Genomic DNA, 24,711 nt, shown 5'->3' with positions numbered 1-24,711 from the left:
ATAAAAGGAGTCTTAAAGAAAAGCTGACTGGCCTAGCGGCCGCCACCCGAACCAATCTGGATCATGGCGGTGCGGAAACCGATATAAGAGCGGGCCGAATCCTGGTATTCGAAATTGCGGGTTCCCGTCTCGAGGAAGTAAGCAATGTCCTTCCACGAACCGCCACGTACTACTTTGCGGGGCTCGTTATCGTCGGGGTTAGTCGGGTTCATATCCCATACCACCGGCACGGAAGCTTCCATGTAGGCATCGTCGCACCACTCACCTACGTTACCCGACATATCGTACAGGCCGAAATCGTTGGGGAAAAACGAGGCAACCGGAGCCGTGTAGGCATGTCCGTCAGAGGCATAGTCGCCGCGGCCGGGCTTGAAGTTGGCCAGCATGCAACCGTTGGAGTTGCGCATGTAGGGACCACCCCAAGGGTAGGTGGCTAGGTCGCGGCCACCACGGGCGGCGTACTCCCACTCAGCCTCCGAGGGCAGACGGAAATTGGGATAAGGGGCCAGACCGGATTCCTCGTTGGCCTGGTTTTTCAGCTTGGTACGCCAGTTACAGAAATACTTGGCCGCAAACCAGTCAACACCCACTACGGGGTAGTCGTCGAAGGCCGGATGGGTGTAGTAGTACTCCATCAGCGGGTCACCCATGTGGTAGGTGAAGTCGCGCACCCATACTGTCGTATCGGGGTAGAGCTCGGTCATCACGTACTCTTCGCCCAGCACGTCAATCGAATCCTGCCGGATGGCATTCATGAACTGGCGGTACTGGTTGTTGGTGATTTCCGTCTCGTCCATGTAAAAGCCGGCAATAGTCACCTGCTTGTTCATGTTGACCATCGAGGCCGAAATATCCTGGTCGGTCTGTCCCATGTGGAAAGTACCGCCGGGGCAGGGTACCATGCCATAAGGCACTTCCTGCGGGTTGAATTCTGGCCGGTCTTCCGCGCCGACCAAGTCGCCGGTGGGGCCTTTGCTGAAACCGCACCCGCCCAACAGCAGAGCCGAGAAAGCGACAAGGGGCAGGAGGAAAAACTTATTCATTATGAAAAGTAAAAAGACGACCGAGGGTGATAACCAAAGATTACAATTTTTCGGGCTGGCAAATCTAATGAATCATCCGTTGGTACGCAAGCAATCCGCCAACACCGCACATTTGTCTACCAACTAAAGTATCAGCCGGTTAAACGACTGTTACGCTCATTTGGCCCGTCAATTGAGCCAATATTCCGTTTTCTGCAGCTGCAGCACATTTTCCACTTCTTCAAAACAGTCTGCTAGAAGCTATACCGGGGTGTCCGGATAGCTGGCCGGATATTTAGGCTTGGTTTGGGCAGGCGGTAACTCAGCATAACCTCAAATGAACTTGTTGCTTTTGCTTCTTGGCCGAATGCAATTAGGTCATAAGCCAATCCCAACCGAAGCGCATTATCCTGAGCGAAGGAAACACCCCCCAATGCCGTGAAGGCGTCTCCTGAGCGGTAGCCCAGTCCGCCCCAGAACCGGTCGTTGAACGTGGCCCTGGCTCCTACCTCATACGAGGCATTACGCAGGGTCAGTTTGTCGCTGTCGCCAAATTTTCCCGGCAATACGAGTTTCATCAGCGCAGTCGGGGTAATTACAACGTCCGATGTCACCTCTATATTGTAGCCACCCGTCAGGTAGGCATGGTTCTCAGTCAAATATTGCGCCGTTTTTGCATTGGCTATGCCTTCACTTTTAAAGCGGTAGCCCGAACGTAGCAGATTGTTCATGCTCAGGCCGGCATAAAATTTTGGTGCTTCGTACCAGACACCTACTCCCGCATCGAATTTAGCATCTGAACCCTCGCGCGGTACAGCTATATCATTCTCGTCGTTGAACCGGTATTTACCGTGGTAAATATTATTGAGCAGGCCCTGCACGCCGAGACCAAGTGTGCCTTCGCCCAGCTTGAGATGGCGCGAGTACGAGAGTTGCACGTTGGTCGTATATAGCTCGGCAATCCGGTCGCGATAGATACCTATTCCCAGACCGCCGGCCAGCACCGGTACGGGTAGGGAGGCCGTGAGGGAGGCCGTGGTGGGCGAACCGCCGGAATCGAAGGAGGCATCGTAGCCGTAATACTGAATGCGGCCGATGCCAGTGATTTCGCCGTAGCCTTTCACACCAGCATAAGCCGGATTCAGATTCATGCCATTGAGCCCGTAGTGGCTGAACTGCGGCTGTTGCTGAGCAGCGGCTTTGCCCATCACCAACAGCGCTCCGGCGCATAGTATATATCTTTTCATATAAATCTGCCGTGAGTCAGCCCCGGAGTAGTAGCGGGCCTACGTTCCCAAATGTAACGAAAAACCGCTCTAAATTCTTCATTAAACTCACGAAAGAAACAGCCCACGCAGACACCTTTTGCCCCTGCCGTAGTTACCCCCTGTTCTCCGATTTATACTTTGCCGGCAGTTTTAGGCGAACCGTTGCGCTGATGCATCCGAATGTAGGCTTCAATGGCGCCCGTCATGGAAGGCGCGTTGGGGTGCGGAGCTTCAATGTCGAGCAGCAGGCCTGCGTCGAGAACAGCTTTGGCGGTAGTAGGGCCAAAAGCGGCGATACGCGTGTTATTCTGCACGAAATCGGGAAAATTGACGAACAGCGAGGTGATGCCTGAAGGGCTAAAAAAGGCAATACAGTCGTATTTCACATCGGTCAGGTCCGAAAGGTCGGCGGCGACGGTGCGGTAGATGACGGCCTCGCTGAACTTGAATTTGTTCTCGCGCATAAATTCCGGAATATCATCCTTACGGATGTCGGAGCACGGGTACAGGAACGTTTCGCCCTTGTGCTTGCGGATGACGTCGAACATATCGGCGGCCGTGCGCTGGCCTACAAATAGCTTGCGTTTACGCAGCACAATGTATTTCTGCAGGTAATTGGCCGTCTGCTCCGAGATACAGAAGTACTTCATCTCGGCCGGCATCTCAATTTTAGCCTCCTGGCAGATACGGAAGAAGTGGTCGACGGCGTTGCGACTGGTAAAGATGATGGCCGTATGCTCAGCAATATTGACCTTCTCTTTACGGAAGTCCTTATAGGAAACCGGCTGAACGTCAATAAACTCCCGGAAATCTACCTTGATACCGTATTTTTCGGCAATCGAGAAATAGGGGGAAACGTCGCTGGTCGGCTTTGGTTGGCTGACCAGAATAGTGGCGATAGGAACGGCATGACGGCTCGTTCCCGGCTGGTCTTTATTGTCGGCCATTGGGTAGAGAATGAGGGTAAAATCTGGAGCGATAAGGGAGCGTTAGAAAGCGGAAGAGAGCTGCGTGAATACCTGATTAGTAGGTAAAAACAATTAATTTGAGCAAAACGACCAGCGGAATCACTTCTGTGGCGCAAAGGTACGAAAACAAATGTAGATTCAGGAGTGACCTTTTGCGATGCAGGGTCCGGGCTACACGCCACACAGTGCCAACCAACAGCAAGGAAACCACCCCGTTGGACACCCAGAGCACCGTTTCGGGCAGCTGCCGGTTAAGCCCCAGGTAGAGCAGCATTACGCCGGGCAGAAACAGCCCCATAAACAGCACCGTGCGAATAAACTCGCGGTACTGAATCGTGACCAGCTCGGCCACGTCGAAGATGTAGCCCATCGACTCCAGAAACAGATACTTGCCCAGCACGAAGGCCGCAACCAGCGCCGTGTAAAGCAGCACTTTCACCACAATGGTCGATTCGGCCACGTCGAATAGGCGGCGCAGGATTACGATATTTTCGATGTTGGTATGGATGGCCACCAGCAGCAGCGCAAACGACAACGCGAACAGCAGCACCAGCACCAGGTTGAGCCAGGTGAGGGTGGGCTTTACCAGGAAATCCTGCTCGGCCGTTCCCTGGCCCCACATGCCCTCCAACTGATAGATACGGGCAAAACCCGGCTGATAGGTAGCCCGCAAGCCACCATAGCCGAGACCAATGAGCAGCAGAAAGCCCAGAAACACGTTCTGGCCCTGATGCCCTCGGGGCCGCGGCTGCGCTCCGGTCGTCAGCGCCTCCCGGATCCCGACAGGGCTTTCGGCCGGAGCCAGGGCGTTCTGGAACGAGGTGAGGTTGGGAACGGACTCGGGATGCCACACGCACAGCAGGTGCAGCCCGCCCTGCGGGGTTCCGGCGGGCAGCAGCTCTGCTAGGTCGAGGGTGTAAGAAGCCGGCGCAGGAGCCGTAAAAACGAGCTGGTTGTTGAGAAACAAACTCAGGTTTTCGCGGGCCGTGAAGGTAATGGGCAGCGGCCGGCCGGGCCGCACACTCAGCCACTGATAGTAGGCCTGCTCGGGGGCGTGGTAGTTGGGCAGGTACAGTACCAGCCGGTTGCGGTCCGGATCCTTAATGAGCCAGTCGGTGGTGAGGCCGGACCGGGGCGGGGGCGGCAGCCGGCGGTACTCGGCAGCCCCCGCTACCAGCGGCAACACTCCCAGCAGCAACAGTAGCCACAGGTTCCGGACGAAGATCGAGCAGCGCACGAGGTTGATAATTGAGTTTGCGAAGGCGGTAACGACCAAGATACCCATGGCACCCTGCACTGCTACGCGCCTTCAATCAGGAGGCGATACGCTGGCGCTCGGCCCGGCTGTGGTATACTCCCAACAGCAGACTCAGCAGCAGCGAGAAGCCAACTAGCAGCCCGATCAGTATTAGACTACCTAGATAAGCGAAATTGATGACCAGCAGGATGACAACGACGTTGAGCAGACCCAACAGCATGACGGTGCTGATTTGCTGGAAACCCATGGCCAGAATGCGGTGGTGGACGTGGTTTTTATCGGGCGAGAAGGGTGAGCGGCCGGCCATCATGCGCACGATGAATACGCGCAGCGTGTCGAACAGGGGCACAAATAGAATACCCAGCGCCACAGCCGGCGCCGCATTACCAAACGGCTGGCCTACTTTCAGACCCATCTCAATAAACTGAATGGTGAGGATAGACACGATAAAGCCACAGACCAGCGAACCGGTGTCGCCCATGAAAATACTGGCCCGGTGGAAATTGTAGCGCAGAAAACCCAGGATACCGCCCACCACGCACACCGAAACGAAGGCGTAGTTCTGAAAACCGGGGCCACCATACTGATAGAAGTAGTAGCCGAAGGTGCTCACAATAATAAGCACGATGGAGCCCGCCAGCCCATCAAGGCCATCGATAAGGTTGATGGCGTTGGTGATGCCGACAATGGCGAAAAAGGTAAAGGCGTAGCTGATGCCAATGGGCAACTCACCAATGCCCAGAATGCCCTGAAAGCTGGTAATGCGGACGTCGGCCATAATCATGACGATGCCGGTTGCCAGCAGTTGGCCTACAAATTTTTTGGCCACCGAAATACTCACCAAATCGTCTTTCAGGCCCACGAAAAACAGCACAATGCAGCCCGCCAGTAGCTGCTGCACTCCATTATCAAGCGGAGCAAAGATGGTGAGGGCCGACATGAAGCCGGCAAAGACGGCCACCCCGCCCAGGCGCGGCGTCAGCGACTCGTGCACGGTACGCACATTGGGCGTATCGAGCATGTTTTTGAGGTGGGCGATGTAGATAATGGACGGCACGGCGAACATAGCTACCAGAAGGGCCCACAGGAAGGACAGGCTCAGCTGTATTCCGAGTGCGTTCATAAGGGTGGTTGGCGCTTGTGGTAAGGGGCTACTGAGGCCGGGACAAGGAAAATAAAAACGGGCAGCTCCGGCTTAAACGGATTCTACGCCCGGCTGGTCGAGCAGAAAGATGGGTGTCAGGTGCTCGGGGGCAATGGATCCGGGGGCAAAGACGAATTTCTTATCAAACACTTGGCCATGTATATAGTAGCTAACCCAGTATTGGTTGTGCAACTGAAAAACAGCGGGGTCGATAGCCTCGATGGGAGCCGCGGCGAGCGGAGGCACTTCGGGCAGCGAATGGCGTAACGTGGAGGTACGAATGGTTTCGCCCTGCGCGTCGGTGCCATAGCCATGCGAGCTGACGATAACGTTCTGCAGGGGCTGGTCGTTGTCGTTGAGCAGGTACACCTGCCAGCCCATCTGCTGATCGGTGGCGGTAGCGGCCAGCTCGTCGGGTACAATGGCTACACTTACGCCCTCAACGGGCCGGAAGGCTATATCTTTTTTCATGGACTGACGGAAATCAGGTCGGCAGCAAACAAAGCGGCCAGGTGGGGCAGCAAATACTCCTGCACTTCGGCCAGGGGAACCGTGTGGCCCAGCTCGTGCTGCAGCGAGGTAACAGCTTTGTCGGTGATGCCGCAGGGCACAATGTGGCCAAAGTAGCTCAGGTCGGTGTTTACGTTGAGGGCGAAGCCGTGCATGGTTACCCAGCGGCTGCACTTTACACCCAACGCACAGATTTTGCGCGGGTTAAGCGCGCCCTCTTCAAAATCGAGCCAAACTCCGGTAAGCCCGGCAATGCGGCCGGCGCGCAGGCCATAATCGGCCAGTGTCAGGATAACGGCTTCTTCGAGCAGCCGCAGGTAGCGGTGAATGTCGGTGAAGAAATTATCGAGGTCGAAGATGGGGTAGCCTACCAGCTGGCCGGGGCCGTGGAAGGTAATGTCGCCGCCGCGGTTGATGCGGTGGAAGGTGGCACCGTGGGCGGCTAAGCCCGCGTCGTCGAGTAGCAAGTGTTCGGACTTGCCGCTTTTGCCCAGCGTATATACGGGCGGATGCTCGCACAGCAGCAGGTGGTTGAGCGTGGCAACCGATGGCTGGCCACCTTCAACAGCCAGCCGGTTTCGGGTTTTTAAGGCCAGCGTTTCGGCCAGCAGCTGCTCCTGCAGCTCCCAGGCCGGGGCATATTCGACCCGGCCCAGCCGCTGCACCAGCACCTGGCGACTCTGGCCGGAACTGGCTGGCGCGGCCCCGGCTACCGGTTGGGCCTCGGGAGCAGCGGCCGGAATTGCGCAGGTAGAAAAGATGGTGGTCATGGTGGGTTGAGCGGGCGGAGCAGGCGCGGCCGAACGTACGGCTGCGGGCTGCGCTTTGGCGGTCAGCAGGTTATCAAACCCTGGCCGGCAGGCTGAAGGGGACTTTCCCCGGGAAAAAGACCACTGCCTTGCGGAACCGACCCAGGTATTTCCTGTTTCAAATGGCAGGCAAAGGTACTAGATTTCGCCCCAACCCGGTCCCTCAGTCGCCGCTTTCCCCATCCTGTCGCGCTTCCCGCTACCCATAACCCATCCCCACTATGCTCATTCCTGCCCACCAGCTCGGCCACGATGGCGAGGAGGCCGCTCTGCGCTACCTGCTGGCCCAGGGCTACGAGCTGCTACACCGCAACTTCCGTTTCCGACGTGCCGAAGTGGATTTGGTGATGCGCCGGCCACCCGCGCTGCTGGTGCTGGTGGAGGTGAAGGCGCGCTCGTCGGAGCGCTATGGCTACCCCGAAGAATTCGTAACCGAGCGCAAGCGGCAACTGCTGCGTCTGGCCGCCGAGCATCTGCAAGAAACGCTGGCCTGGCCCACAGACATCCGCTTCGACATCGTGGCCCTAACCCCTGCCGTCGCCGGCCTACGAATAGAGCATTTTGAAGATGCCTTTTATTGAGTGGCGCAGAACAGCGTAGGGTGCGGGGATTAGCTTCGCTTTTCTGCGCACCACTCCACACTTGGGCTACTTGCTCGCTTTTTCCCGATTATCGAGCTTGTCCTTTTCGTAGATAAGTACGCCGTTGCGGTTGTACTCCTTTAGTAGAACTGGCTCCTTTACCTCCGGCTCGTAGCCCGACTCGCCGTAGCCGTACACGTAGTGGCGGCGGTCTTTCAGGTTGCGGAAGCCCCAGTAGTTTATCCACTCACCCACGCGCTTGCCGTTCTCAAACTGGCCTTCCCACTCCCGCTTGCCGGTGGCCAGGAAGCGGACGTAGTCACCCTCCATCTGGCCGTTGAGGTAGGGCACTACCTCCTTGAGCTGTTTGCGGGCGGCGTCGTAGTAGGTTACGTTGGCGTCGCGTGGGAAGCCGCGCTCGTAGTGCGTTTTGGAAACCAGAATGTTATCGGGCGTGAGTTTCTCCCAGCGCAGGTGGCGAGTGCCGTAGGCGAAGAAGCCGGTTTCGATGACCTTGCCGCCGCGCAGCTTTTTATAAGGGCCGTGCATTACCTTGTCGGTGGCCGGGTCCAGCTCGCCGCTGGCCTTAAATACTTTGCGCTTACGCGGATTGTAGTAGTACACGACCAGGGCCGTGGGGTCGGGCTGCCGGAAGGTCCGCAGGTAGTAGAATATTTCCACCTCCTGCCGCTTGCCTTTCGGCCCCGACTTGGTGTAGCCCTTTTTGATAGGCTCACTCAGGAAGATGTTCTTCTTCTTTTTGGGCTTGCGCTGAGCGGCTCGTTCCTTGGAGCGGGCGGCCCGCTCCTGCTCTTTGGTCAGGGTCACCCGCTTGCCGCCCGGTGTCGGGGCTGCGGCCGTATCGGCAGTCGTAGTGAGGCTGTCGGGGGCAGCGGCCAGCTGGCCGGCAGCATCGGGTTGGCTGTTGAAGGAAACAGTTTTGCGCGAGCAGGAGGCGGACGCTCCGGCCAGCAGCAGAAGCCCTGGCAACAACAGGGCCGGCAAAGAAGTCAATCGGAACAGACGCATGTAGAAAATCGGGCAGGATTCGTTCGGAGCCAGAAACGTAAAGATATACGGATTTGGTACCAGCGCGCCCTATAAAAACAACCCGACCGACTCTCCTAGCCTGCCTGCTTGCTCTTACTTTCGGCTTCCACAGCTCCATAACCACAAAACCCCGACGACCAAGGCCGTCAGGGTTTTATACTGCTTATAACTTTATATACCTTCTAAAGCTACTCAGCCGCCAGCAAATCGGCACTGCGCTTCACGAAGGCCGTCAGGGCCTCCCCTTTCAGCAGGCCTTGGGCCAGCAGCGCCAAGTCGAAGGCCTGGCGGGCCAGCTTGCTGCCGGCTTCGCCCTCGGCACTCAGCACGCGCTGCGTAACCGGGTGGTTGGCATTCACGCTCACGGTGTAGGAGTCGGGCAGCGAGCCGAACATCTGCATGCCGCCTCCCCCACCGGTGCGCTGCATATCCTTCATGCGGCGCATAAACTCGGGCAGCGTAATGATAACGGGCGCATCCTGGGGCGACAGCGCCTCCACCTGCACATGCATGTGCTCGTTGCTGATGGCCTGCTTGAACACGTCGGTCAGGCGGGTTTTGTCGTCGTCGCTCAGCACGCTTTCGGGCGCGTCGTCCTTCTCGATGAGCTTGCCGGTCGTTTCGGCATCCACGCGTTTGAAGGTCGTTTTTTCGAGCTTCTGCTCCAACTGCCCGATGAAGTGCGAATCGAGCGGGCCGTCGAGCACGAGCACGTCGTACCCGCGGTCCTGGGCGGCCTGCACGAAACCGTGCTGGGCCTCGGCGTCGGTGGTGTAGAGGATAACCGTCTGCTCGTTCTTGTCCTTCTGGTTGGCCTGCACGAACTCCTGGTACTCGGGCAGCGTGAAAGCCTTGCCGGCTATGTTCTGCACCAGCACGAAATCCTTGGCCTTCTCGTAGAACTTCTCGTCCGAAAGCATGCCATATTTCACGAACAGGCCGATATCCGACCACTTCTGCTCGTAGCCCTCGCGGTCTTTGCGGTACAGCTCGGCCAGCTTGTCGGCTACCTTTTTGGTGATGTATTGGTTGATTTTGCGCACCGCGCCATCGGCCTGCAGGAAGCTGCGCGACACGTTGAGCGGGATGTCAGGCGAGTCAATCACGCCGTGCAGCAACATCAGGAATTCGGGCACCACGTCCTTCACCTCGTCGGTAATAAACACCTGGCGCGAGTAGAGCTGGATTTTGTTGCGTTGCAGCTGCAGCTCGTCCTTCACCTTCGGGAAGTACAGGATGCCCGTCAGGTTGAAGGGGTAGTCCACGTTGAGGTGAATCCAGAACAGGGGCGGCTCCGAGAATGGGTAGAGCTCCTGGTAGAAGTTCACGTAGTCCTCGTCGGTGAGGTCGGCAGGCTGCTTGGTCCAGATGGGTTTGGTCTGGTTGATAACCTCGCCCTCAAACTCAATTTCGATGGGCAGGAACTTGCAGTACTTGGTGAGGATGCCCTTTAGGCGGGCCGGCTCCAGGAACTCGTCCGAATCGTCGGCTACGTGCAGCACCACGTCGGTACCGCGCTCGGCCTTGGCGTGCTCGCCTTCGGTTTCTTCGAGCGTGAATTCGGTGCTGCCGTCGCAGGTCCAGTGGGCCGTGGCGGTGTCCTCTCTATACGACTTCGACCAGATTTCCACTTCCTTGGCCACCATAAAGGCCGAGTAGAAACCAAGGCCGAACTGACCGATAATCTGGTCTTTGGCCTGGGCGTCGGTTTCCTTGTACTTCTCCACAAACTCGGTGGCGCCGGAGAAGGCAATCTGGTTGATGTACTTCTTGATTTCCTCGGCCGTCATGCCCAGGCCATGGTCAGAAACCGTGATTTTGCGGGCTTCCTTGTCAACGGTTACGCGCACCTTCAGCTCGCCCAGCTCGCCCTTATACTCGCCCTGGCGGGCCAGGCTCTGGAGCTTCTGGGTGGCGTCGACGGCATTGCTGACCAGCTCGCGCAGGAATATCTCGTGGTCGGAGTAGAGAAATTTCTTGATGATAGGAAAGATGTTCTCGGTGTGAATCGAGATGCTGCCTTTCTCTTGCATAACAGAATCGAAAAGGTGAATGAAAACAAAAACCGGCCGTTTTGCCAGCCCCATGAGGCAGCCAACGGCGCGGAAAGTTGTTTTCAAACCCTGTTCCAGTCTGGCTCCGGCTGTCAGTTTGACAGCGCCCAGTGCCCCTTGGGCTCACTCCCGGTCCGGCCCCGGTAGCCCTCGCCGGTTTGCCGGAGCCAATCGAGGGCCGTGGCGGCGTCGTCGAATACCTGCACCTCGTAGGCGGGCGCCAGACAGTCGGTGGCGGCGAGCAGGGCTTCGTGCTGCCAATCCGCTTTAAATACCAGAGCCAAGTGCTGTAGCGGCAGGGTTGCCAGCTGCACCAGCAAATGGTACTCCGTCTGCGGCTGGCCCATCGACGACAGGTCGGGCATATGCTGTAAGTCCAAGAGGCAGGCGCGCACCCGAGGGCGAGCCGCGGCCAGCAGCAGGCTTTGCAGGGCCGAGGGCGCCCGGTGCGGGGCCGACAGAAATTGCCACTGCGCATGCAACAGCGCCTCATTCCACTCATACCTGACCAGCAGAGGGCTTTCCAACGTTTCAACTTCCATCACTTCCCCACTAGTAAACATCTCTCCAACAACACACATATAAAATTCGGGATGCAATATTACTGAGGACGCGGCATACTACAAATACAAATTTCCGATACCATCCCTATTTCAATTAAATACAACTATTCTCATTATCAATTGGCGGCCTGCAGCATTTCGCTAAGCGCCCCATGCTGCCTATAATCCAGTTAATCTGCCGGGGCTTACCCCCCATCCGGCCGCGCCCGAAGCGAGGCAGGCAGGCTATTTTGCCGTACATTTAATTTTCATTCCGCTACTTTCTGATGCGCGCTCTTCGGTCCCAGCTGGCTATAGTGCTGCTCCTGTGCTTTGCACGGGTGCTGGTACCCGATGCTTGGATTCTGGCACTGCACGAGCATCAGCACACGGGGGATGTTGCGCTGGAAGTCGGCCATAACATCCGTCAGGCCGACGTCGTCAGCAGCCAGCACCAGCACTGCGCGGTCAACTATTTTTTCAATGCGGCCTTCCAGCCCCCGGCTCCGCTGGTGCTGCCGGTTCCGCCCGTGGCGTACCAGTTGGCTCGCTCGGTGCCCGGTGCTTCGTTGTGGTACTCGGCCACCCGCATCACGGCTAATTTGCGCGGTCCGCCTACGGCTTAGCGCTTAACAAGGCTGCCCTGCTTTCTGATGGGAGCAACCCCTGCCTTTTTCAGGTGGTGCCTGATGGCGCGTACCCAGACCCTTTTAGCGCTACTACGGCTCCGCGGGTCCATTATTCTCCATTTCCCTTGTTGAGGCGACCGGCCATTTCTGGCCGACGACACCCAGTCAGCTTCCAGCCAATTACTGCGCCGGGCTGAGGCTGGCCGGTATCGTTGGCGGCCGGGCCTTCCCTGTTTCTGCTTTTATGCTTCGCTTTTTTGTCACGACGGGCTTTGCACTCGGCTCAGGCCTGGCTGTGGCCCAAACCGCTAACCAGGCGCCGGCTGCAACGCGAGCCACGACCAACGCCCCCGTAACCGGCCGCGTTACCGATGGAGCTACCGGCCAGGCCCTGCCCGGGGCCACTGTGTATTTTCCCGACCTGCGGCAGGCTACGGCTACCGACGAAAACGGGCAGTTTAGTTTCGCCAACCTACCCCGGGGACGGTTCCTCATGCAAGTGCGTTTCGTGGGCTACTCGACAGTGGCCCGCAATGTGGATACGGGCACGAGTACGGCCATTGCTGTGGTGCTGGAGCCCACGGCCACTGAAATTGGGCAGGTAGTGGTTACGGGCGTATCTGCGAGTACCGAGCTGCGCCGCTCGCCCGTGCCTACTACTGTGGTCGACCAAAAACGACTGCAACAAACTTCGTCTACCAATGCCGTGGATGCGCTGGCCCATGTGCCCGGGCTAAGCCAAATTACGACCGGCGCGGCCATAAGTAAGCCCGTTATCCGGGGCCTGGGGGCCAACCGCGTCATCACCCTCAACAACGGCGCCAAGCAGGAAGGACAGCAGTGGGGCGATGAGCACGGCATCGAAATCGACGAGTTCAGCATTGATAGGGCCGAGATTATCAAGGGTCCGGGCTCGTTGCTGTACGGCTCGGACGGGCTGGCGGGCGTCATCAACTTCCTGCCTCCCGAGCCGGTAGCCGAGGGCCGGGTGCTGGGCGCGGCGGCCGCTACGTATCAAACCAATAACCAGCAGCAGGGCTACTCGCTCTGGAATGCGGGCAACCTGGGCGGCCTTAACTGGCAGGTGCGCGGCTCGGGCAAAGTAGCCGGCAACTACCGCAACCGCTACGACGGCCGGGTGTACAACTCGGGGTTTCGGGAGCTGGACGGCAGCGGCTACGTGGGCGTGAACAAAAGCTGGGGCTACTCGCACCTCACGTTCAACTCCTTCAACCAGCAACTGGGCCTGATTGAGGGCGCCCGCGACTCGCTGACGGGCCGGTTCCTGAAGGCGGTGCCTACTATTGATGGTGATGTGGCCGACGTGCCGGTAACCGACGCCGATTTGCGCCGCTACGGCTTGGACGTGCCTCGCCAGCAGGTCAACCACCTGCGAATCGGTACCGACAACAGCTTTATCCTGGGCCAGCACCGGCTCACGGCTAACCTGGGCTGGCAGCAAAACCTGCGCCGCGAGTTCGGCAACGCCCTCGACCCGGCCGAAACCTCGCTCTTCTTTCAGCTGCGCACCGTGGATTATGCCGTGCGCTGGTTTCTGCCCGAGATGAACGGCTGGAACACCACGTTTGGGGTGAGCGGGATGCAGCAGGAAAACCAGAACAAGGGCGTGGAGTTTCTGATTCCGGCTTACCGGCTGATCGATGGCGGCGTGTTCGGGGTAACCAAAAAGAGCTTTGGCCGGCTCGATGTGAGCGGGGGCCTGCGCTACGATCTGCGCCGGATTAAGGCCGACGCGCTGTACCTGGGTACCGACGAGCAACCGGTACCGGCGGGCCAGGGCGAAACGAAGTTCGGGGGCTTCACGAGCAACTTCCGCAACGTGAGCGGCAGCGTGGGCGGGGCCTACTTGCTGGGCGAAAAGCTGGTGCTGAAGGCCAACGCGGCCCGCGGCTTCCGGGCGCCCAACATTGCCGAGCTGGGCTCGAACGGCAAGCACGAGGGCACGGTGCGCTACGAAATTGGCGAGCCGGACCTGAAGGCCGAAACCAGCTTCCAGCTCGATGGCGGCCTGGCCTTCACCTCCGAGCACATCGATTTGTCGGTGGATGCGTTCCGCAACCGCATCAGCAACTACATTTTCCCGCGGGTGCTGGGAGCGGCCGGCGGCGGCGACTCGCTGTCGGTGGAGGGCGACCAGGTATTCCGCTACGGGCAGGGTGATGCGCGGCTGGCCGGGGGCGAGATCAGCCTCGATCTGCACCCCCACCCGCTGGACTGGTTGCACTTCGAAAACTCGTTTTCGCTGGTGCGGGCCGTGCAGCTCGACCAGCCCGCGGGCCAGCGCAACCTGCCGTTCATCCCGGCCGACCGGTTTCAGTCGGAACTGCGGGTGAACTTTGCGAAAGTGGGCCGCTCGCGGCTGCGCAATCTGTACGCCCGCACGGCGCTGGAGCACAATTTCGCCCAGAACCGCGTTTTCTCGGCCTTCGATACCGAAACCCGCACACCGGGCTACACGCTGGTAAACCTGGGCCTGGGCTCCGACGTGGTATCGGGTACCGACCGCACGCTGTTCTCACTTTACCTGACGCTTAATAACGTGTTCGACGTGGCCTACCAGAATCATCTGAGCCGCCTCAAGTACACCGACGTGAATTATGCCACCGGCCGGCAGGGCGTGTTCAATATGGGCCGCAACCTGAGCGTGAAGCTCATTGTGCCGTTGTCGTTTAAGTAGCGCTGTTTCTGCCTGGAAAGCAGCTGTACACGGAAAAATAATGGCCCGGATTATGACCGTTCGCAACGCGCCGACGTAATAGCAGCGAATTTCACTTTCGACCTTCCCATGAAAACGTTTCTCATACTAACCGCCTTCACCCTTACCCTGCTCGGCAGCCACGCTTCCCAGGCCCAGGTAATTACCGATTCGACGCAGCTGCGCCGCCAGATGCAGGAGCAGCGCACGATGGACGCCAAAGCTACTTTGGATGCCCAGAAGCAGCAAAGCTCCGCTACGAAGAGCAGCGTCAACGACTCTAAAGCGCAGCTCAAGGACCAGAAGCAGGCCATGCGCGAGCAGCAGCGGCAGATGAAAGAGCAGAAGATAGACCTGAAGCGCCAGCGTGCCACTGCCAAAGAAGCCAGCCGCCAGGAAAGCGAAGCCAAGAAAGCCCTGCGCGACGAAAAGCGCCGGGCCCGCGAGGCTAAGAAGGCCGGTAACGTGTAGCCCGGCGGCATTCTGCCGACACCACCACGTACAAAGCTCCGGCCCCAGGCCGGAGTTTTTGCGTATCAGCAGTTCACATTTCACCCCAATCCGCTTCCTATGGCCACCAAACCGACCAAGAATACGCTCATGTTCTACCCCTGGCACCACTTCGTGCTGCTGCCGGCGGCCCTGATTCTGGCCATCTACGGTGTGCGTCGCTACCTCACGGTGGCCGGCGACGACTCCGAAATTTCGCGCCTCTGGTTTACGGTGGCCGCGCTGGCCGTGGTGGGCTTCGGGGTGCTGCTGATGCTGCGTCAGCACTACGCCCTCACGCTCCAGGACCGGCTATTGCGGCTGGAAGTGCGCCAACGCTACTTCGAGGTAACCGGCCAGAGCCTGCGCCCGCTCGAAAGCCAGCTCAAGCTCGGCCAGATTCTGGCCCTGCGCTTCGCCGGCGACGCCGAGCTGGCCGAACTCACCCAGACCGCCATCCGCGAAAACCTGTCGTCGAAAGACATTCAGGCCCGCATCAAGGACTTCCAATTTGACGATATGCGGGTCTGATGAGCAGGTGGTCAGAGTAGGCTTTGTCGTCCTAAATTTGCGCAGGAAGACAATCCGTCCTTTAAAGCCTTAGCTGTTTACCCCAATAACCCGCTCATGATTCTTTACAACGTAACCACCAGCCTCGATCCGGAAATTGCCGAGCAGTGGCTGGCGTACATGCAAAACACGCACATGCCGGAGGTAATGGCCACCGGCTTTTTCCTCAAAAGCCAACTCTGCCGGATGTTAGATGAGGAGGAAAGCGGTATTACCTACGCCTCGCAGTACTATGCCGTGAGCCGGGAGCAGCTTGAGGCCTATCAGGAACTGGCCGCCCCCGCCCTCCGCGCCGACATGGACCGGCACTTTGGCGGCCGCTATGCCTCCTTCCGCACCATGCTGGAAGTGCTGTAGTTGTCGAAGGGCAGAATGCGGGAGCGGCAGGAATGCGTGGGCACTGACGTTCAGTATCCACGCGTTCCGGCCGCTCCCGCATTCTATCTACTACCCCTACCCTTCCCGCACGGCGGCCTCAATGGCTGGGTCGCAGGAAAACTGCTGGATTTGCTGGGCGGTGAGGGTGCCGTTATGCCACTCAGGGTCGAGGGTAGCGCCCAGTTTCTGGTAGAAACCGATGGCCGGCTCGTTCCACTCCAGCACCTGCCAGCGCAGGCGGTGGGCCCCGCTATGGCGGGCCTCGGCCACCACGGCCTCGAACAGCCGCCGCCCCAGGCCCGTACCGCGCATGGCCTCGGTCACGACCAAATCTTCCAGAAACAGCATCCGGCCTTTCCAGGTCGAGTAGGCAGTATAGTACAGCGCAATACCTACCACAGGGCCGTCGGGAACTTCCAGGGCCACAAAGAAGCCGAAGATGGGCGTGGGCCCGAACCCGTCGCGCTGCATATCGGCCAGCGTATTGGTTACCTCCTGTGGAGCCTTTTCGTACTCGGCCAGTTCCTGAATCAGGGCCAGCACCTGCGGCAAATCGGCCTCCCGGCCCCGGCGAATAAACATGGCGGTCTGGTTTATGATGAACAGTAGGTAAACATACGAACAGCCGGCCGCAAGGCTCCCCTAAAGCAGCAAGAGCAGCGGCCCTGTGGGCGCGCTGCTCTTGCTGCTTTGTATTGCCCGGAGCGGCAATTACATTACCGGCTGCATTTTCTTGATGGATTCGGTGGCGTTAACGGCGTTGATTTCGCGGATTTCGTCGGTTTTACCACCCGTAGTATCGACTGGCGCAGGGTAAGCCAGCGGCGCAACGGTCATATCTTCCTGCCGCTCGTAGTCGGGGTTGCTACAGGAGGTAGCGGAGAGCAGCAGCGAACCGGCCATCAGGCCGAGCAGGGACATTTTTTTCATATCAGAAAGCAAAGGACTAAGGCGCTTACGCGGGTTGCAGCCGCAAAGATACGGTGCTTTGTGCTTAGTTAATAGTGCTTCGTGCTTAGGCAGTTCGAAATGCCGTAAGCGCGAAGCACTATCAACTAAACGCTAAAAAACTTACTTTCCGAATGGCTGGACGCCCATGTTGTAGAAGGCGAACGACCAGATATCGGCCCACTCCTGAATCTGGAGCTTGGTGCTTTTGCCCGCGCCGTGGCCCGCGTTTACATCTACCCGGACGAGCTGGGGGTTGGGGCCGGTGTTGGCGGCCTGCAGGGCAGCGGCGAATTTGAAGGAGTGCGCCGGCACTACGCGGTCGTCGTGGTCGGCGGTGGTAATCATAGTGGCGGGGTAGTCGGCGGGCTTCAGGTTGTGCAGCGGCGAGAACTTGTAGAGGTTCTGGAACTGCTCGTAGCTGTCGGAGGTGCCGTACTCGGGAGCCCAGTTCCAGCCGATGGTGAACTTCTGGTAGCGGAGCATGTCCATAACGCCCACGGCCGGGAAGGCCACTTTGCACAGGTCGGGGCGCTGCGTCATGGTGGCGCCCACCAGCAGGCCGCCGTTCGAGCCGCCGGCCATGGCCAGCTTGCCGGTGCTGGTGTAGCCCTGCACCTTCAGGTACTCGGCGGCGGCAATAAAGTCGTCGAACACGTTTTGCTTGTTGGGCGTCATGCCGGCTTTGTGCCAGGCCTCGCCGTACTCGCCCCCGCCCCGCAGGTTGGGAATGGCGATGATGCCGCCGTTTTCGAGCCACAGCATGCGGGCCACCGAGAAGCCGGGCGTGAGCGAGATATTAAATCCGCCGTAAGCGTACAGGTATGTGGGGTTCTGGCCGTCGAGCTTCAGGCCCTTCTTGTGGGTGATGAACATGGGCACCTTCGTGCCGTCTTTGCTGCCGTAGAATACCTGCGTGGTGACGTAGTCCTGCGGATTCACATCCACCTTCGGGGCCCGGAATACGGTGCTGGTGTTGGTGGCCAGGTCGTACTTGTAGATGGTGGTCGGGTACGTGAACGAGGTGAAGGCGTAGTACACCTCCTTCGCGTCGCGCTTGCCACCGAAGCCCGAGGCCGTGCCCAGGGCCGGCAGGGCCACATCGTGCTTGAACTCGCCCTTCTCGGTGTACACCTTAATCAGGCTGCTGGCGTCCTTCAGATACGAGGCCACCAGATAGCCACCCACGTGGTCGACGCCTTCGAGCTTCTGCTGGGTTTCGGGCAGCACGGTTTTCCAGTTTTTCTCCTGGGGCTTTTTGGGGTCGATGAGCACGACGCGGTAGTTGGGCGCGCCGTTGTTGGTGAGCACAAGCAGCTGTCCGCCCACGTTGCCCACCACCGAGTTGTTGTGCTCGTAGCTCGTGATGAGCGGCGTGAAGCTTCCCTCCTGCTTGCGGTCGGTCAGGTCGCGTACCGAGAGGCGGTTGCCGTCGGCCTTGCCATCGGTGAGGTACAGGGCCAGGAAACGCTCGTCGTCGGTGGTGCTTACCATGCGGAAGCCCAGCGCGCTTTTAGGGTCCTCGTACACCAGGCGGTCGGTGCTCTGGGGCTTGCCGAGGGTGTGGTAGTACACCTTATGGTACTCGTTTTTGCCGGCCAGCTTGTTTTCGCCGGCCTTGGGCGCATCGTAGCGGCTATAGAAGAAGCCGTTTTTATACCAGGATGCCCCTGAAACCTTCACCCAGTCGAGCTGGTCGGACATCGGCTGGCGCGTTTTCAGGTCGAGCACCTTCATCGTCTGCCAGTCTGAGCCGCCGCCGCTGGTGGCGTAGGCCATGTAGCGGTGGTCGTGCGAGAAGAACGTGCCGGCCAGGGCCGTAGTACCGTCGGCCGAAAACTTGTTGGGGTCGAGCAGCACCTCGGCCGCCGCATCGGACCCTTCAGGCTGCACGTAGAGCACCGCCTGGTTCTGCAGACCATCGTTCTTACTGAAATACAGCGTGTTGCCTTCCTGCTGCGGAATGCCGAACTTCTCGTAATTCCAGAGCGTGGTCAGCCGCTCGCGGATTTTGTCGCGAAACGGAATCTGCTCCAGGTAGCCAAACGTCACCTTATTTTCGGCCGTTACCCAGCTCTTGGTCTCGGGCGCATCGGGGTCTTCGAGCCAGCGGTAAGGGTCGGCCACGGAGGTGCCGAAATAGTCGTCCTTCTGGTCGGATTTACGGGATTCGGGGTAGTTGAGCACGAATTTATTCGAGGAAGAAACGGCAGTTTTGGCATCGGGGGCAGAGGCCGTGGGCATAGCCGGCTGCGAGGAGCGGCAGGCGGCCAGGCCAGCCAGCGCCAGCAGCGGAACAGTAAGTTTGCGCATAGGGAGGGAATATGGGTGAATGGCCGAAGATAACCCCGACGGCGGGAATTCGCCCACGAGGCCGTACAATCTGAGCCTATGTTAACAGGCCGATTCAACCAGTGAATCGGCTGTACGGACACTACTTCAACAGCATGCCTGCTTACTCAAAGCGCAAGCCCGCCAGCTGCTCCAACTGCCAGCGTCCGGCCTGCTGGCTCAGCACGCCTTCCTCCTCCACGAGCACATGCGAAACCGGGCCCGTAGGGGGCTCGAATCGGCAGGCCCCGCGCAACGCATCAGCCTGATTGGCCACGGCCTGGGCTTGCCGGGCAAAGTCGGGGGCGAGGCTGAAAGTGGCCAGCTCGGGCCACTGGGGGTCGAAGTAGAGCTGGTAGCGGCTGTCGGGCTGGGGCTCGGGCGTGAGGTCGGCTTCGTGAAAAGCCCCATCAACCGGCCCTGCCGCGTAGCGCGTGAACTGCGCCTGGGCGGCGGGCTCCGGCTCAGCGGCTGCCGTTGCTGGCAGTGGCACGGGCGGCACCAGGCTGGTAAACTCGTCGCGGGGGGCGGTGGCGGGCGAGCCGGCCGGCATAACCAGCGGCGGAGCGGGTACTGCCGACAAAGCCACGGGCGCTTCCACTACCGTAGCCGCAGCCTGGGTTTGGACTGGAGCCGGGGTGTCAATTGGTGCGGAAGGCGTAGCCAGTAATACATTGGAAATGAAGGCCGAAGCGGGAAAAACGGCGGGGGTAGCTGGCTCGGCCGGGGCGGGCGCTTCGGCCAAATCAGCGGCCATGCGCTGGGCTACCAGCTGGTCCACGAGCTGCTCTACTTCGCGGCGTTGGGTGGCAGTGAGGTGGCCGGCGGGCGAGGCGGTAGTGGGGGCGGCCAGGGGACGCAACTGGCCCAGGCGCTCGGCCAGCGCCGCCACTTTGCGGCTCATCAGCCAGAAGAGCACTAGGCTCAATAGGGCCATAATGAGCGCCAGCGGGGCAAACAACTTGTCCATCACGCTCTCACTGGCGGCGGGCGGGCGGGCCGGGCCAGGGCCGGTTACGCCTGCCTCACTCAGGCCGGCGTCGGTTACGGTGGTATCGTCGGCGGCGAAGTCAGCCGTGTTTTCGGGCGCCTCGGTAGCTGCCAGCGTCCCAATGGGGGTACCGCTTTTTACGTAGGTAGTCAGGGCTGTTTCGAGGGCCGTCAGGCGCTCCATGCGGGCCGGGTTGGCCCGGCGGGCGGCCGACGACTTAAGCTTCGCCACGATTTGGGAGGTCAATTTTTGCAGGCGGGCTTCATTGGAATTCAGGCCCTTGTAGATTTCCCCCTGACCCTCCAGCGGGCGGTAGAGCAGGCTGTATACTTTCTGACTGTCGGCCTTGATGCTATTTTCGAGGGCCTTGAGCGAGCCGCCGCAGTTGAGCTTGCTTTTGAGGTTGGGCCGGCCGTTGTCGTCGTAGACGTAGCGCACAGTGGCACACCAGATTTGCACCTTCTGCTCGTCAAGGGTGGGCTGGCCGGGAGCAGTTTGGGCCCGAGCGGGGACCAACAAGGTTAGCAAGAGCAGGAGCAGCGAGGGCAGGCAGAATTTCATGGGCAGAAAGTGGCGACGGGGTTGAGCAGGGCTCCAAGATACTTCATCGGCTTGTACCACGGGCACACCGATTGGGTTTTGGCCTTTGCTTTGCCAGGGGCCGCGCGGCCGGTGGGTTACCAGATTTTTGGTGTACTTAGCTTTTTGAAGCGGCCTACCCGTCCGATTTCTGCCTGAACTCCTCTTGGCTCGCGCCGGACCAGCGCCTTAGCAATTACTTTGTTTCTTTTTTACCCTGCTTATTCTATGCCAGCCGGCCTACTCCGACCCAAGCAGCCCCCGCGTCTTTTCATTTCCCCCTCCCCTACCCGCGCCGCCACCCTGTTGCTGCCGCTGGCCCTGCTCCTCGGCAGTTGCGGTGGGGCTGATTCGGAACCCGGCTACGTTGATACCGTCACCAATACTACCGCTACCAGCGCAGCGGCCCCGAAAGTCGCACCGCTGAAGGTAAGCGTGTTTCTGGAGCTGTCGGGGGGCATGAAGGGCTTTATGCCGGTGAATACGGCCGCCACCGAGCCTACTGCTTTCCAGAATAAAGTGAGCTTGCTGGCCTCGCGCACCCGTAGCAGCCCGGCCGTGGCCGATGCCCAATTCGCACTGCTACTGAAGAGCGCGCCTACCGGCACGCCCTACGCCCATTTCCGCGACGTGGTGCAGGGCCAGACCAAAGAGGCTGCGCTGGGCACCGAGCTGCCCGAGATGCTGGAAAGCGTGCTCCGCCAGCCCCAGGGGCCCGATAAGGTGAGCATTGTTATCTCCGACTTCATCTATGGCCCCCAGAATGGCGCGAAGACCGGCCAGATGCGGGATTTGATTACCGATGCGCTGCTGCCCGTGAGCAAACAGCAGCTGGCCGTGGCGGTGCGGGCCGAAACCTCCGCTTTTTCCGGCACATTTTACCCGGCTGTGAAACTCCCCGGCAAGCAGCAGCTGGCTTTAAAAGGTACTACAATGCCCTACTATATTTGGGTGGTAGGCCAGCCGGCTGCTGTGGGCCGCTACCTCAACGAGGTGCTGCCTGAACCGGGCCCCAAAACGCCCCAGGCCTATTTCGGCCTGACTTTTTCGGCCGTGCCCGCCGTGGCCATCCTCACGCAGGTGCCGGCTACCAGCCCGCTGTTCCAGGGCGGCGGGGGCTCGGTTTCGTACGCGGGAGGCGGCGTAAGCAAGAAACTTGATGTGGACGGCGTTAAGCAGGGCGTGGAGTTTTCGATAGCCCTGAACCTGGACCAGTTGCCGGCCGCCTGGCGCGAACCGGCTTTCCTCAATGACAACCTGAAGGCCACGCTGCCCGGCGGCACGGTGCGCCTGCTGCCCAAATCGGTGCGGCGCCTAAACGCGGGCGAGGCCCCGAAACTGGCCGCCTACACCCACGTGCTGCGCCTGGGCGTAACGGCCCTGCCCAAAGGAGGGGCTACACTGCAAATAGCCCTGCCGGCCCCCGGCGTGCCGGCCTGGGTGGCCCAGTGGAGTACCGAAAACGACAATCCGCCCGGCCCCACCCCGCGCACCTATCGCCTGACCGACATCATGGCCGGCCTGCGCGGCGCCTACCCGCAGCAGCTGCCGCCCGTTTTCACCACCGATTTTACCCTCACCACTAGCGATTGAGTAAACAAGACGATGTAGAGACGCAATATCTTGCGTCTCGTCGTTGCTGATGTTGGTCTGACAGACCCCAGTTTGTTCAATGACGACCTTTTCTACTACCGTTCAACGACGAGACGCAAAATATTGCGTCTCTACATCGTTCAACCAGAACCGACCATTTAATCTTCTCTCCCGATGCAATCTTTCTTCAACAACCTCTATACCGTACTTATTGGCTGGTTTTACGACCGCAAAACGCCTTTTTACGGCTTATATAAAGCGGAGATATTCAACTCCGTGGGCCTTAACACGCTGCTGGTGACCCTGGCGCTGGTAATGGTGTTCTACTACGTGTTCAACCATGCGGTGCCGGCCCTTACCCACCAGGGCCTGTACCGGCCCCAGCACTGGATGCTGGTGCTGCTACTGGCGGCCGGGCTGGGCGCCCTGCTGGCCTGGCGCGGAGCCCTGGCCCAGGAGGCTGCCCCCGACTCCTACATGCGCTACTTCATCATTGCCAACACCCTGGTGGCCAGCCTGTGGTTTATCGTGCTGTCGGTGGCGCTGAAGTGGGGCTCCAACCACGCCCGCCGCACGCCTTTTTAGAGTCAGGCACGGCAATGGAAGTGTGGGACGGGCTTTAGTCCGTAGCCCAGCTGCCAGAACATATCACTCTCGAAGGATTGTCCGAACTGGCGGGCTACGGACTAAAGTCCGTGCCACATGTGCGCCCGCCCGCCATTCTATCTCCTAGCTCCTCGCTTCTAACTTCTCAAAAGAAATGGCCCGATTATTCATTTTTGCCGTGGGTGGCACCGGCGCCCGGGTGCTTCGCTCCCTGACCATGCTGCTGGCGTCCGGTTTGCAACTGCCCGGCTGCGACCAGGTGGTGCCCGTGCTCGTGGACCCCGACACCCAGAACGGCGACGTATTGCGCACCGTGGAGTTGCTCAAGCGCTACGCCCGCATTCACCAAGCCCTGCACCAGGATGGGCAGCACCCCGCCGGGGAGGGCTTTTTCAGCCAGTCGCTGACTACGCTCGCGCAACTGAACACTTCGGGCGCGGAAGGGCTCACGGACTCGTTCGTGTATGATTTCGGCGGCATCAGCCAGAAGTTCCGCGACTATATCCACTACAACGACACGTCGGTGGAAACGCGGGGGTTGCTGGACCTGCTGTTCACGCCCGACAGCATGAACGCCAGCCTGGACGTGGGTTTCCGGGGCTCGCCTAATGTGGGCAGCGTGGTGCTCAACTCGCTGGTGCAGGCCAAGGAGATGCGCTACTTGGCCCAGAGCCTGAACCCCGACGACCGGGTGTTTTTCATCAGCAGCATTTTTGGCGGCACTGGTGCGGCCGGCTTCCCGTTGCTGGTGAAAAACCTGCGCGATGCGGGCGTGGATTTGCCGCAGCCCTCAGTGCGGGCGGCCGTGCCGGCGGGCGCCCTCGTGATGCTGCCCTACTTCAAGCTCCAGCAGCCCTCGGCCCAGGAGAAAGCCGAAGGCAAGGACTTTATCGATTCGAACAGCTTCATCACCAAAACCAAAACGGCCCTCAGCTACTACGCCGAAAACCTGGAGGGCCTGGAGGCCCTCTACTACCTCGGCGACCAGGCCGGCCAGCCCCTGCCCAACAACCCCGGCCGGGCCGAGCAGCGCAATCAGGCCCACTTGCTGGAGCTGATTGGGGCCCTGTCGATTCAGCATTTCATGGGCACCGGGGCCGACAGCCTGGACCGCGCCAACCCGGCATACCACGAGTTTGGCTTGAAGGAAGGCAAGTCGGTATTCGATTTCGGCGAACTGCCCCCGCACCTGCGCGCGGAGGTGGCCCGGCCCCTGATTCGGTTCCATTACTTCGCCCGCTACTACCAGCAGCACCTGCCCCAGCAACCCAGTTCCACTTTCTACAAAGCGGGTAAGCTCAGCCAGCACCTGCCGGCCAGCAGCGGGCCACTAGCCGACTTAAGCACGCTTTTCAAGGAATACGAGGAATGGTTGCGGGAGCTAGGTGCGAGTGAGCGGCGCTTCGGGGCCCTGCACCCCGACGAAACCGATTTCAACAAGATGGTGGCCGACCGGCCCATCAAAACCAAATCCATCCTGGGCGTAACCACCGACCGGGGCCTGACCGACGATGTGGTGCTGGCCGGACTCAACAACGCCGTCAGCAAGACCAGCCTCGACAACCCCGACGCCGCCCGCACCCTGCGCTGGATTGTGGAAGCCTTCGACGTGGCGACGGAGGAAGTGGTAAAAACCAAGCTGCAGTACAGCTGATAACCCGTTCTCGCATTGCGC

Annotated in this window: 23 protein-coding genes; 9 read left to right on the top strand and 14 right to left on the bottom strand. The window is 59.7% G+C overall.

The window, feature by feature from the left end:
- Positions 1-32: 32 nt before the first annotated feature.
- The 7 genes from porK to lipB all read right to left on the bottom strand — a co-directional run bounded on the left by porK (position 33) and on the right by lipB (position 6,940).
- Entirely contained in the window at positions 33-1,043 is a 1,011-nt protein-coding gene (porK, locus tag D0N36_RS04545) for a T9SS ring complex lipoprotein PorK/GldK (RefSeq protein ID WP_116940162.1), read from the bottom strand.
- 233 nt (positions 1,044-1,276) lie between these two features.
- On the bottom strand, positions 1,277-2,269 hold the full coding sequence (locus D0N36_RS04540) for a PorP/SprF family type IX secretion system membrane protein (RefSeq protein ID WP_116940160.1): 993 nt from the start codon (positions 2,267-2,269) through the stop codon (positions 1,277-1,279).
- 152 nt (positions 2,270-2,421) lie between these two features.
- The gene (locus D0N36_RS04535) at positions 2,422-3,237 is read right to left on the bottom strand and encodes a uroporphyrinogen-III synthase (RefSeq protein WP_116940158.1); all 816 of its coding nucleotides are present in this window, start codon (positions 3,235-3,237) and stop codon (positions 2,422-2,424) included.
- A 76-nt stretch (positions 3,238-3,313) separates the two neighbouring features.
- Positions 3,314-4,495, bottom strand: coding sequence for a DUF4271 domain-containing protein (locus D0N36_RS04530; RefSeq protein WP_190242518.1), 1,182 nt, complete (start codon positions 4,493-4,495; stop codon positions 3,314-3,316).
- Positions 4,496-4,571: 76 nt separating this feature from the next.
- Positions 4,572-5,639 (bottom strand): MraY family glycosyltransferase, encoded by a 1,068-nt coding sequence (locus D0N36_RS04525; RefSeq protein WP_242478796.1) that lies wholly within the window; start codon positions 5,637-5,639, stop codon positions 4,572-4,574.
- Between the two features lie 72 nt (positions 5,640-5,711).
- On the bottom strand, positions 5,712-6,131 hold the full coding sequence (locus D0N36_RS04520) for a hypothetical protein (RefSeq protein ID WP_116940154.1): 420 nt from the start codon (positions 6,129-6,131) through the stop codon (positions 5,712-5,714).
- Positions 6,128-6,940: a lipoyl(octanoyl) transferase LipB gene (lipB, locus tag D0N36_RS04515; protein ID WP_116940152.1), complete on the bottom strand. Its 813-nt coding sequence runs from the start codon at positions 6,938-6,940 to the stop codon at positions 6,128-6,130. The genes D0N36_RS04520 and lipB overlap by 4 nt, the downstream gene beginning before the upstream one ends.
- Before the next feature lie 260 nt (positions 6,941-7,200).
- Between lipB and D0N36_RS04510 the strand changes: the two genes are divergently transcribed.
- Positions 7,201-7,560, top strand: coding sequence for a YraN family protein (locus D0N36_RS04510; RefSeq protein ID WP_116940150.1), 360 nt, complete (start codon positions 7,201-7,203; stop codon positions 7,558-7,560).
- A gap of 66 nt (positions 7,561-7,626) precedes the next feature.
- Here D0N36_RS04510 and D0N36_RS04505 read toward each other — a convergent pair whose 3' ends face one another.
- From D0N36_RS04505 to D0N36_RS04495, 3 genes are all read right to left on the bottom strand, one after another.
- Positions 7,627-8,589 (bottom strand): toxin-antitoxin system YwqK family antitoxin, encoded by a 963-nt coding sequence (locus D0N36_RS04505; RefSeq protein WP_147320753.1) that lies wholly within the window; start codon positions 8,587-8,589, stop codon positions 7,627-7,629.
- 209 nt (positions 8,590-8,798) lie between these two features.
- Positions 8,799-10,643 carry a molecular chaperone HtpG gene (gene htpG, locus D0N36_RS04500; protein ID WP_116940313.1) on the bottom strand — a complete coding sequence of 615 codons (1,845 nt, stop codon included), beginning with the start codon at positions 10,641-10,643 and terminating at the stop codon, positions 8,799-8,801.
- Between the two features lie 113 nt (positions 10,644-10,756).
- Complete coding sequence (locus D0N36_RS04495) at positions 10,757-11,209, bottom strand: hypothetical protein (RefSeq protein ID WP_147320752.1); 453 nt, start codon at positions 11,207-11,209, stop codon at positions 10,757-10,759.
- Between the two features lie 284 nt (positions 11,210-11,493).
- On the opposite strand from D0N36_RS04495, the gene D0N36_RS04490 reads away from it, so the two are divergent.
- From D0N36_RS04490 to D0N36_RS04470, 5 genes are all read left to right on the top strand, one after another.
- Positions 11,494-11,832, top strand: coding sequence for a hypothetical protein (locus D0N36_RS04490; RefSeq protein WP_116940144.1), 339 nt, complete (start codon positions 11,494-11,496; stop codon positions 11,830-11,832).
- 247 nt (positions 11,833-12,079) lie between these two features.
- Positions 12,080-14,533, top strand: a complete 2,454-nt coding sequence (locus D0N36_RS04485) for a TonB-dependent receptor (protein WP_116940142.1) — start codon at positions 12,080-12,082, stop codon at positions 14,531-14,533.
- A gap of 108 nt (positions 14,534-14,641) precedes the next feature.
- Positions 14,642-15,022 (top strand): hypothetical protein, encoded by a 381-nt coding sequence (locus D0N36_RS04480; protein WP_116940141.1) that lies wholly within the window; start codon positions 14,642-14,644, stop codon positions 15,020-15,022.
- Positions 15,023-15,121: 99 nt separating this feature from the next.
- On the top strand, positions 15,122-15,571 hold the full coding sequence (locus D0N36_RS04475; RefSeq protein WP_116940139.1) for a DUF6526 family protein: 450 nt from the start codon (positions 15,122-15,124) through the stop codon (positions 15,569-15,571).
- A gap of 96 nt (positions 15,572-15,667) precedes the next feature.
- The gene (locus tag D0N36_RS04470) at positions 15,668-15,967 is read left to right on the top strand and encodes a DUF4286 family protein (RefSeq protein WP_116940137.1); all 300 of its coding nucleotides are present in this window, start codon (positions 15,668-15,670) and stop codon (positions 15,965-15,967) included.
- Between the two features lie 96 nt (positions 15,968-16,063).
- Here D0N36_RS04470 and D0N36_RS04465 read toward each other — a convergent pair whose 3' ends face one another.
- The 4 genes from D0N36_RS04465 to D0N36_RS04450 form a co-directional block, all read right to left on the bottom strand.
- Positions 16,064-16,570: a GNAT family N-acetyltransferase gene (locus D0N36_RS04465; protein ID WP_116940135.1), complete on the bottom strand. Its 507-nt coding sequence runs from the start codon at positions 16,568-16,570 to the stop codon at positions 16,064-16,066.
- A 129-nt stretch (positions 16,571-16,699) separates the two neighbouring features.
- Positions 16,700-16,918 carry a hypothetical protein gene (locus D0N36_RS04460; protein ID WP_116940133.1) on the bottom strand — a complete coding sequence of 73 codons (219 nt, stop codon included), beginning with the start codon at positions 16,916-16,918 and terminating at the stop codon, positions 16,700-16,702.
- Positions 16,919-17,059: 141 nt separating this feature from the next.
- Positions 17,060-19,249: a prolyl oligopeptidase family serine peptidase gene (locus D0N36_RS04455; protein ID WP_116940131.1), complete on the bottom strand. Its 2,190-nt coding sequence runs from the start codon at positions 19,247-19,249 to the stop codon at positions 17,060-17,062.
- Between the two features lie 142 nt (positions 19,250-19,391).
- Complete coding sequence (locus D0N36_RS04450) at positions 19,392-20,819, bottom strand: hypothetical protein (protein WP_116940129.1); 1,428 nt, start codon at positions 20,817-20,819, stop codon at positions 19,392-19,394.
- Positions 20,820-21,065: 246 nt separating this feature from the next.
- Here D0N36_RS04450 and D0N36_RS04445 point away from each other — a divergent pair, with 246 nt between their 5' ends.
- The 3 genes from D0N36_RS04445 (at position 21,066) to D0N36_RS04435 (ending at position 24,690) form a co-directional block, all read left to right on the top strand.
- Positions 21,066-22,430 carry a hypothetical protein gene (locus D0N36_RS04445; RefSeq protein ID WP_116940127.1) on the top strand — a complete coding sequence of 455 codons (1,365 nt, stop codon included), beginning with the start codon at positions 21,066-21,068 and terminating at the stop codon, positions 22,428-22,430.
- A gap of 174 nt (positions 22,431-22,604) precedes the next feature.
- A complete protein-coding gene (locus tag D0N36_RS04440) occupies positions 22,605-23,015 on the top strand; it encodes a hypothetical protein (protein ID WP_116940125.1) in 411 nt (136 codons plus the stop codon).
- Between the two features lie 175 nt (positions 23,016-23,190).
- On the top strand, positions 23,191-24,690 hold the full coding sequence (locus D0N36_RS04435) for a hypothetical protein (protein WP_116940123.1): 1,500 nt from the start codon (positions 23,191-23,193) through the stop codon (positions 24,688-24,690).
- Positions 24,691-24,711 lie beyond the last annotated feature (21 nt).

It is taken from the genome of Hymenobacter lapidiphilus, from assembly GCF_003417065.2.
GTDB lineage: Bacteria > Bacteroidota > Bacteroidia > Cytophagales > Hymenobacteraceae > Hymenobacter.
Note: the sequence above shows the minus strand (reverse complement) of the source record. Positions and strands in the feature narration are given on the sequence as shown.

Excerpts from the sequence above, each read along its gene's own strand:
- porK (WP_116940162.1), bottom strand. The coding sequence starts at position 1,043 with ATGAATAAGTTTTTCCTCCTGCCCCTTGTCGCTTTCTCGGCTCTGCTG.
- D0N36_RS04540 (WP_116940160.1), bottom strand. The coding sequence starts at position 2,269 with ATGAAAAGATATATACTATGCGCCGGAGCGCTGTTGGTGATGGGCAAA.
- D0N36_RS04535 (WP_116940158.1), bottom strand. The coding sequence starts at position 3,237 with ATGGCCGACAATAAAGACCAGCCGGGAACGAGCCGTCATGCCGTTCCT.
- D0N36_RS04525 (WP_242478796.1), bottom strand. The coding sequence starts at position 5,639 with ATGAACGCACTCGGAATACAGCTGAGCCTGTCCTTCCTGTGGGCCCTT.
- D0N36_RS04520 (WP_116940154.1), bottom strand. The coding sequence starts at position 6,131 with ATGAAAAAAGATATAGCCTTCCGGCCCGTTGAGGGCGTAAGTGTAGCC.
- lipB (WP_116940152.1), bottom strand. The coding sequence starts at position 6,940 with ATGACCACCATCTTTTCTACCTGCGCAATTCCGGCCGCTGCTCCCGAG.
- D0N36_RS04510 (WP_116940150.1), top strand. The coding sequence starts at position 7,201 with ATGCTCATTCCTGCCCACCAGCTCGGCCACGATGGCGAGGAGGCCGCT.
- D0N36_RS04505 (WP_147320753.1), bottom strand. The coding sequence starts at position 8,589 with ATGCGTCTGTTCCGATTGACTTCTTTGCCGGCCCTGTTGTTGCCAGGG.
- htpG (WP_116940313.1), bottom strand. The coding sequence starts at position 10,643 with ATGCAAGAGAAAGGCAGCATCTCGATTCACACCGAGAACATCTTTCCT.
- D0N36_RS04490 (WP_116940144.1), top strand. The coding sequence starts at position 11,494 with ATGCGCGCTCTTCGGTCCCAGCTGGCTATAGTGCTGCTCCTGTGCTTT.
- D0N36_RS04485 (WP_116940142.1), top strand. The coding sequence starts at position 12,080 with ATGCTTCGCTTTTTTGTCACGACGGGCTTTGCACTCGGCTCAGGCCTG.
- D0N36_RS04480 (WP_116940141.1), top strand. The coding sequence starts at position 14,642 with ATGAAAACGTTTCTCATACTAACCGCCTTCACCCTTACCCTGCTCGGC.
- D0N36_RS04475 (WP_116940139.1), top strand. The coding sequence starts at position 15,122 with ATGGCCACCAAACCGACCAAGAATACGCTCATGTTCTACCCCTGGCAC.
- D0N36_RS04470 (WP_116940137.1), top strand. The coding sequence starts at position 15,668 with ATGATTCTTTACAACGTAACCACCAGCCTCGATCCGGAAATTGCCGAG.
- D0N36_RS04465 (WP_116940135.1), bottom strand. The coding sequence starts at position 16,570 with ATGTTTATTCGCCGGGGCCGGGAGGCCGATTTGCCGCAGGTGCTGGCC.
- D0N36_RS04460 (WP_116940133.1), bottom strand. The coding sequence starts at position 16,918 with ATGAAAAAAATGTCCCTGCTCGGCCTGATGGCCGGTTCGCTGCTGCTC.
- D0N36_RS04455 (WP_116940131.1), bottom strand. The coding sequence starts at position 19,249 with ATGCGCAAACTTACTGTTCCGCTGCTGGCGCTGGCTGGCCTGGCCGCC.
- D0N36_RS04450 (WP_116940129.1), bottom strand. The coding sequence starts at position 20,819 with ATGAAATTCTGCCTGCCCTCGCTGCTCCTGCTCTTGCTAACCTTGTTG.
- D0N36_RS04445 (WP_116940127.1), top strand. The coding sequence starts at position 21,066 with ATGCCAGCCGGCCTACTCCGACCCAAGCAGCCCCCGCGTCTTTTCATT.
- D0N36_RS04440 (WP_116940125.1), top strand. The coding sequence starts at position 22,605 with ATGCAATCTTTCTTCAACAACCTCTATACCGTACTTATTGGCTGGTTT.
- D0N36_RS04435 (WP_116940123.1), top strand. The coding sequence starts at position 23,191 with ATGGCCCGATTATTCATTTTTGCCGTGGGTGGCACCGGCGCCCGGGTG.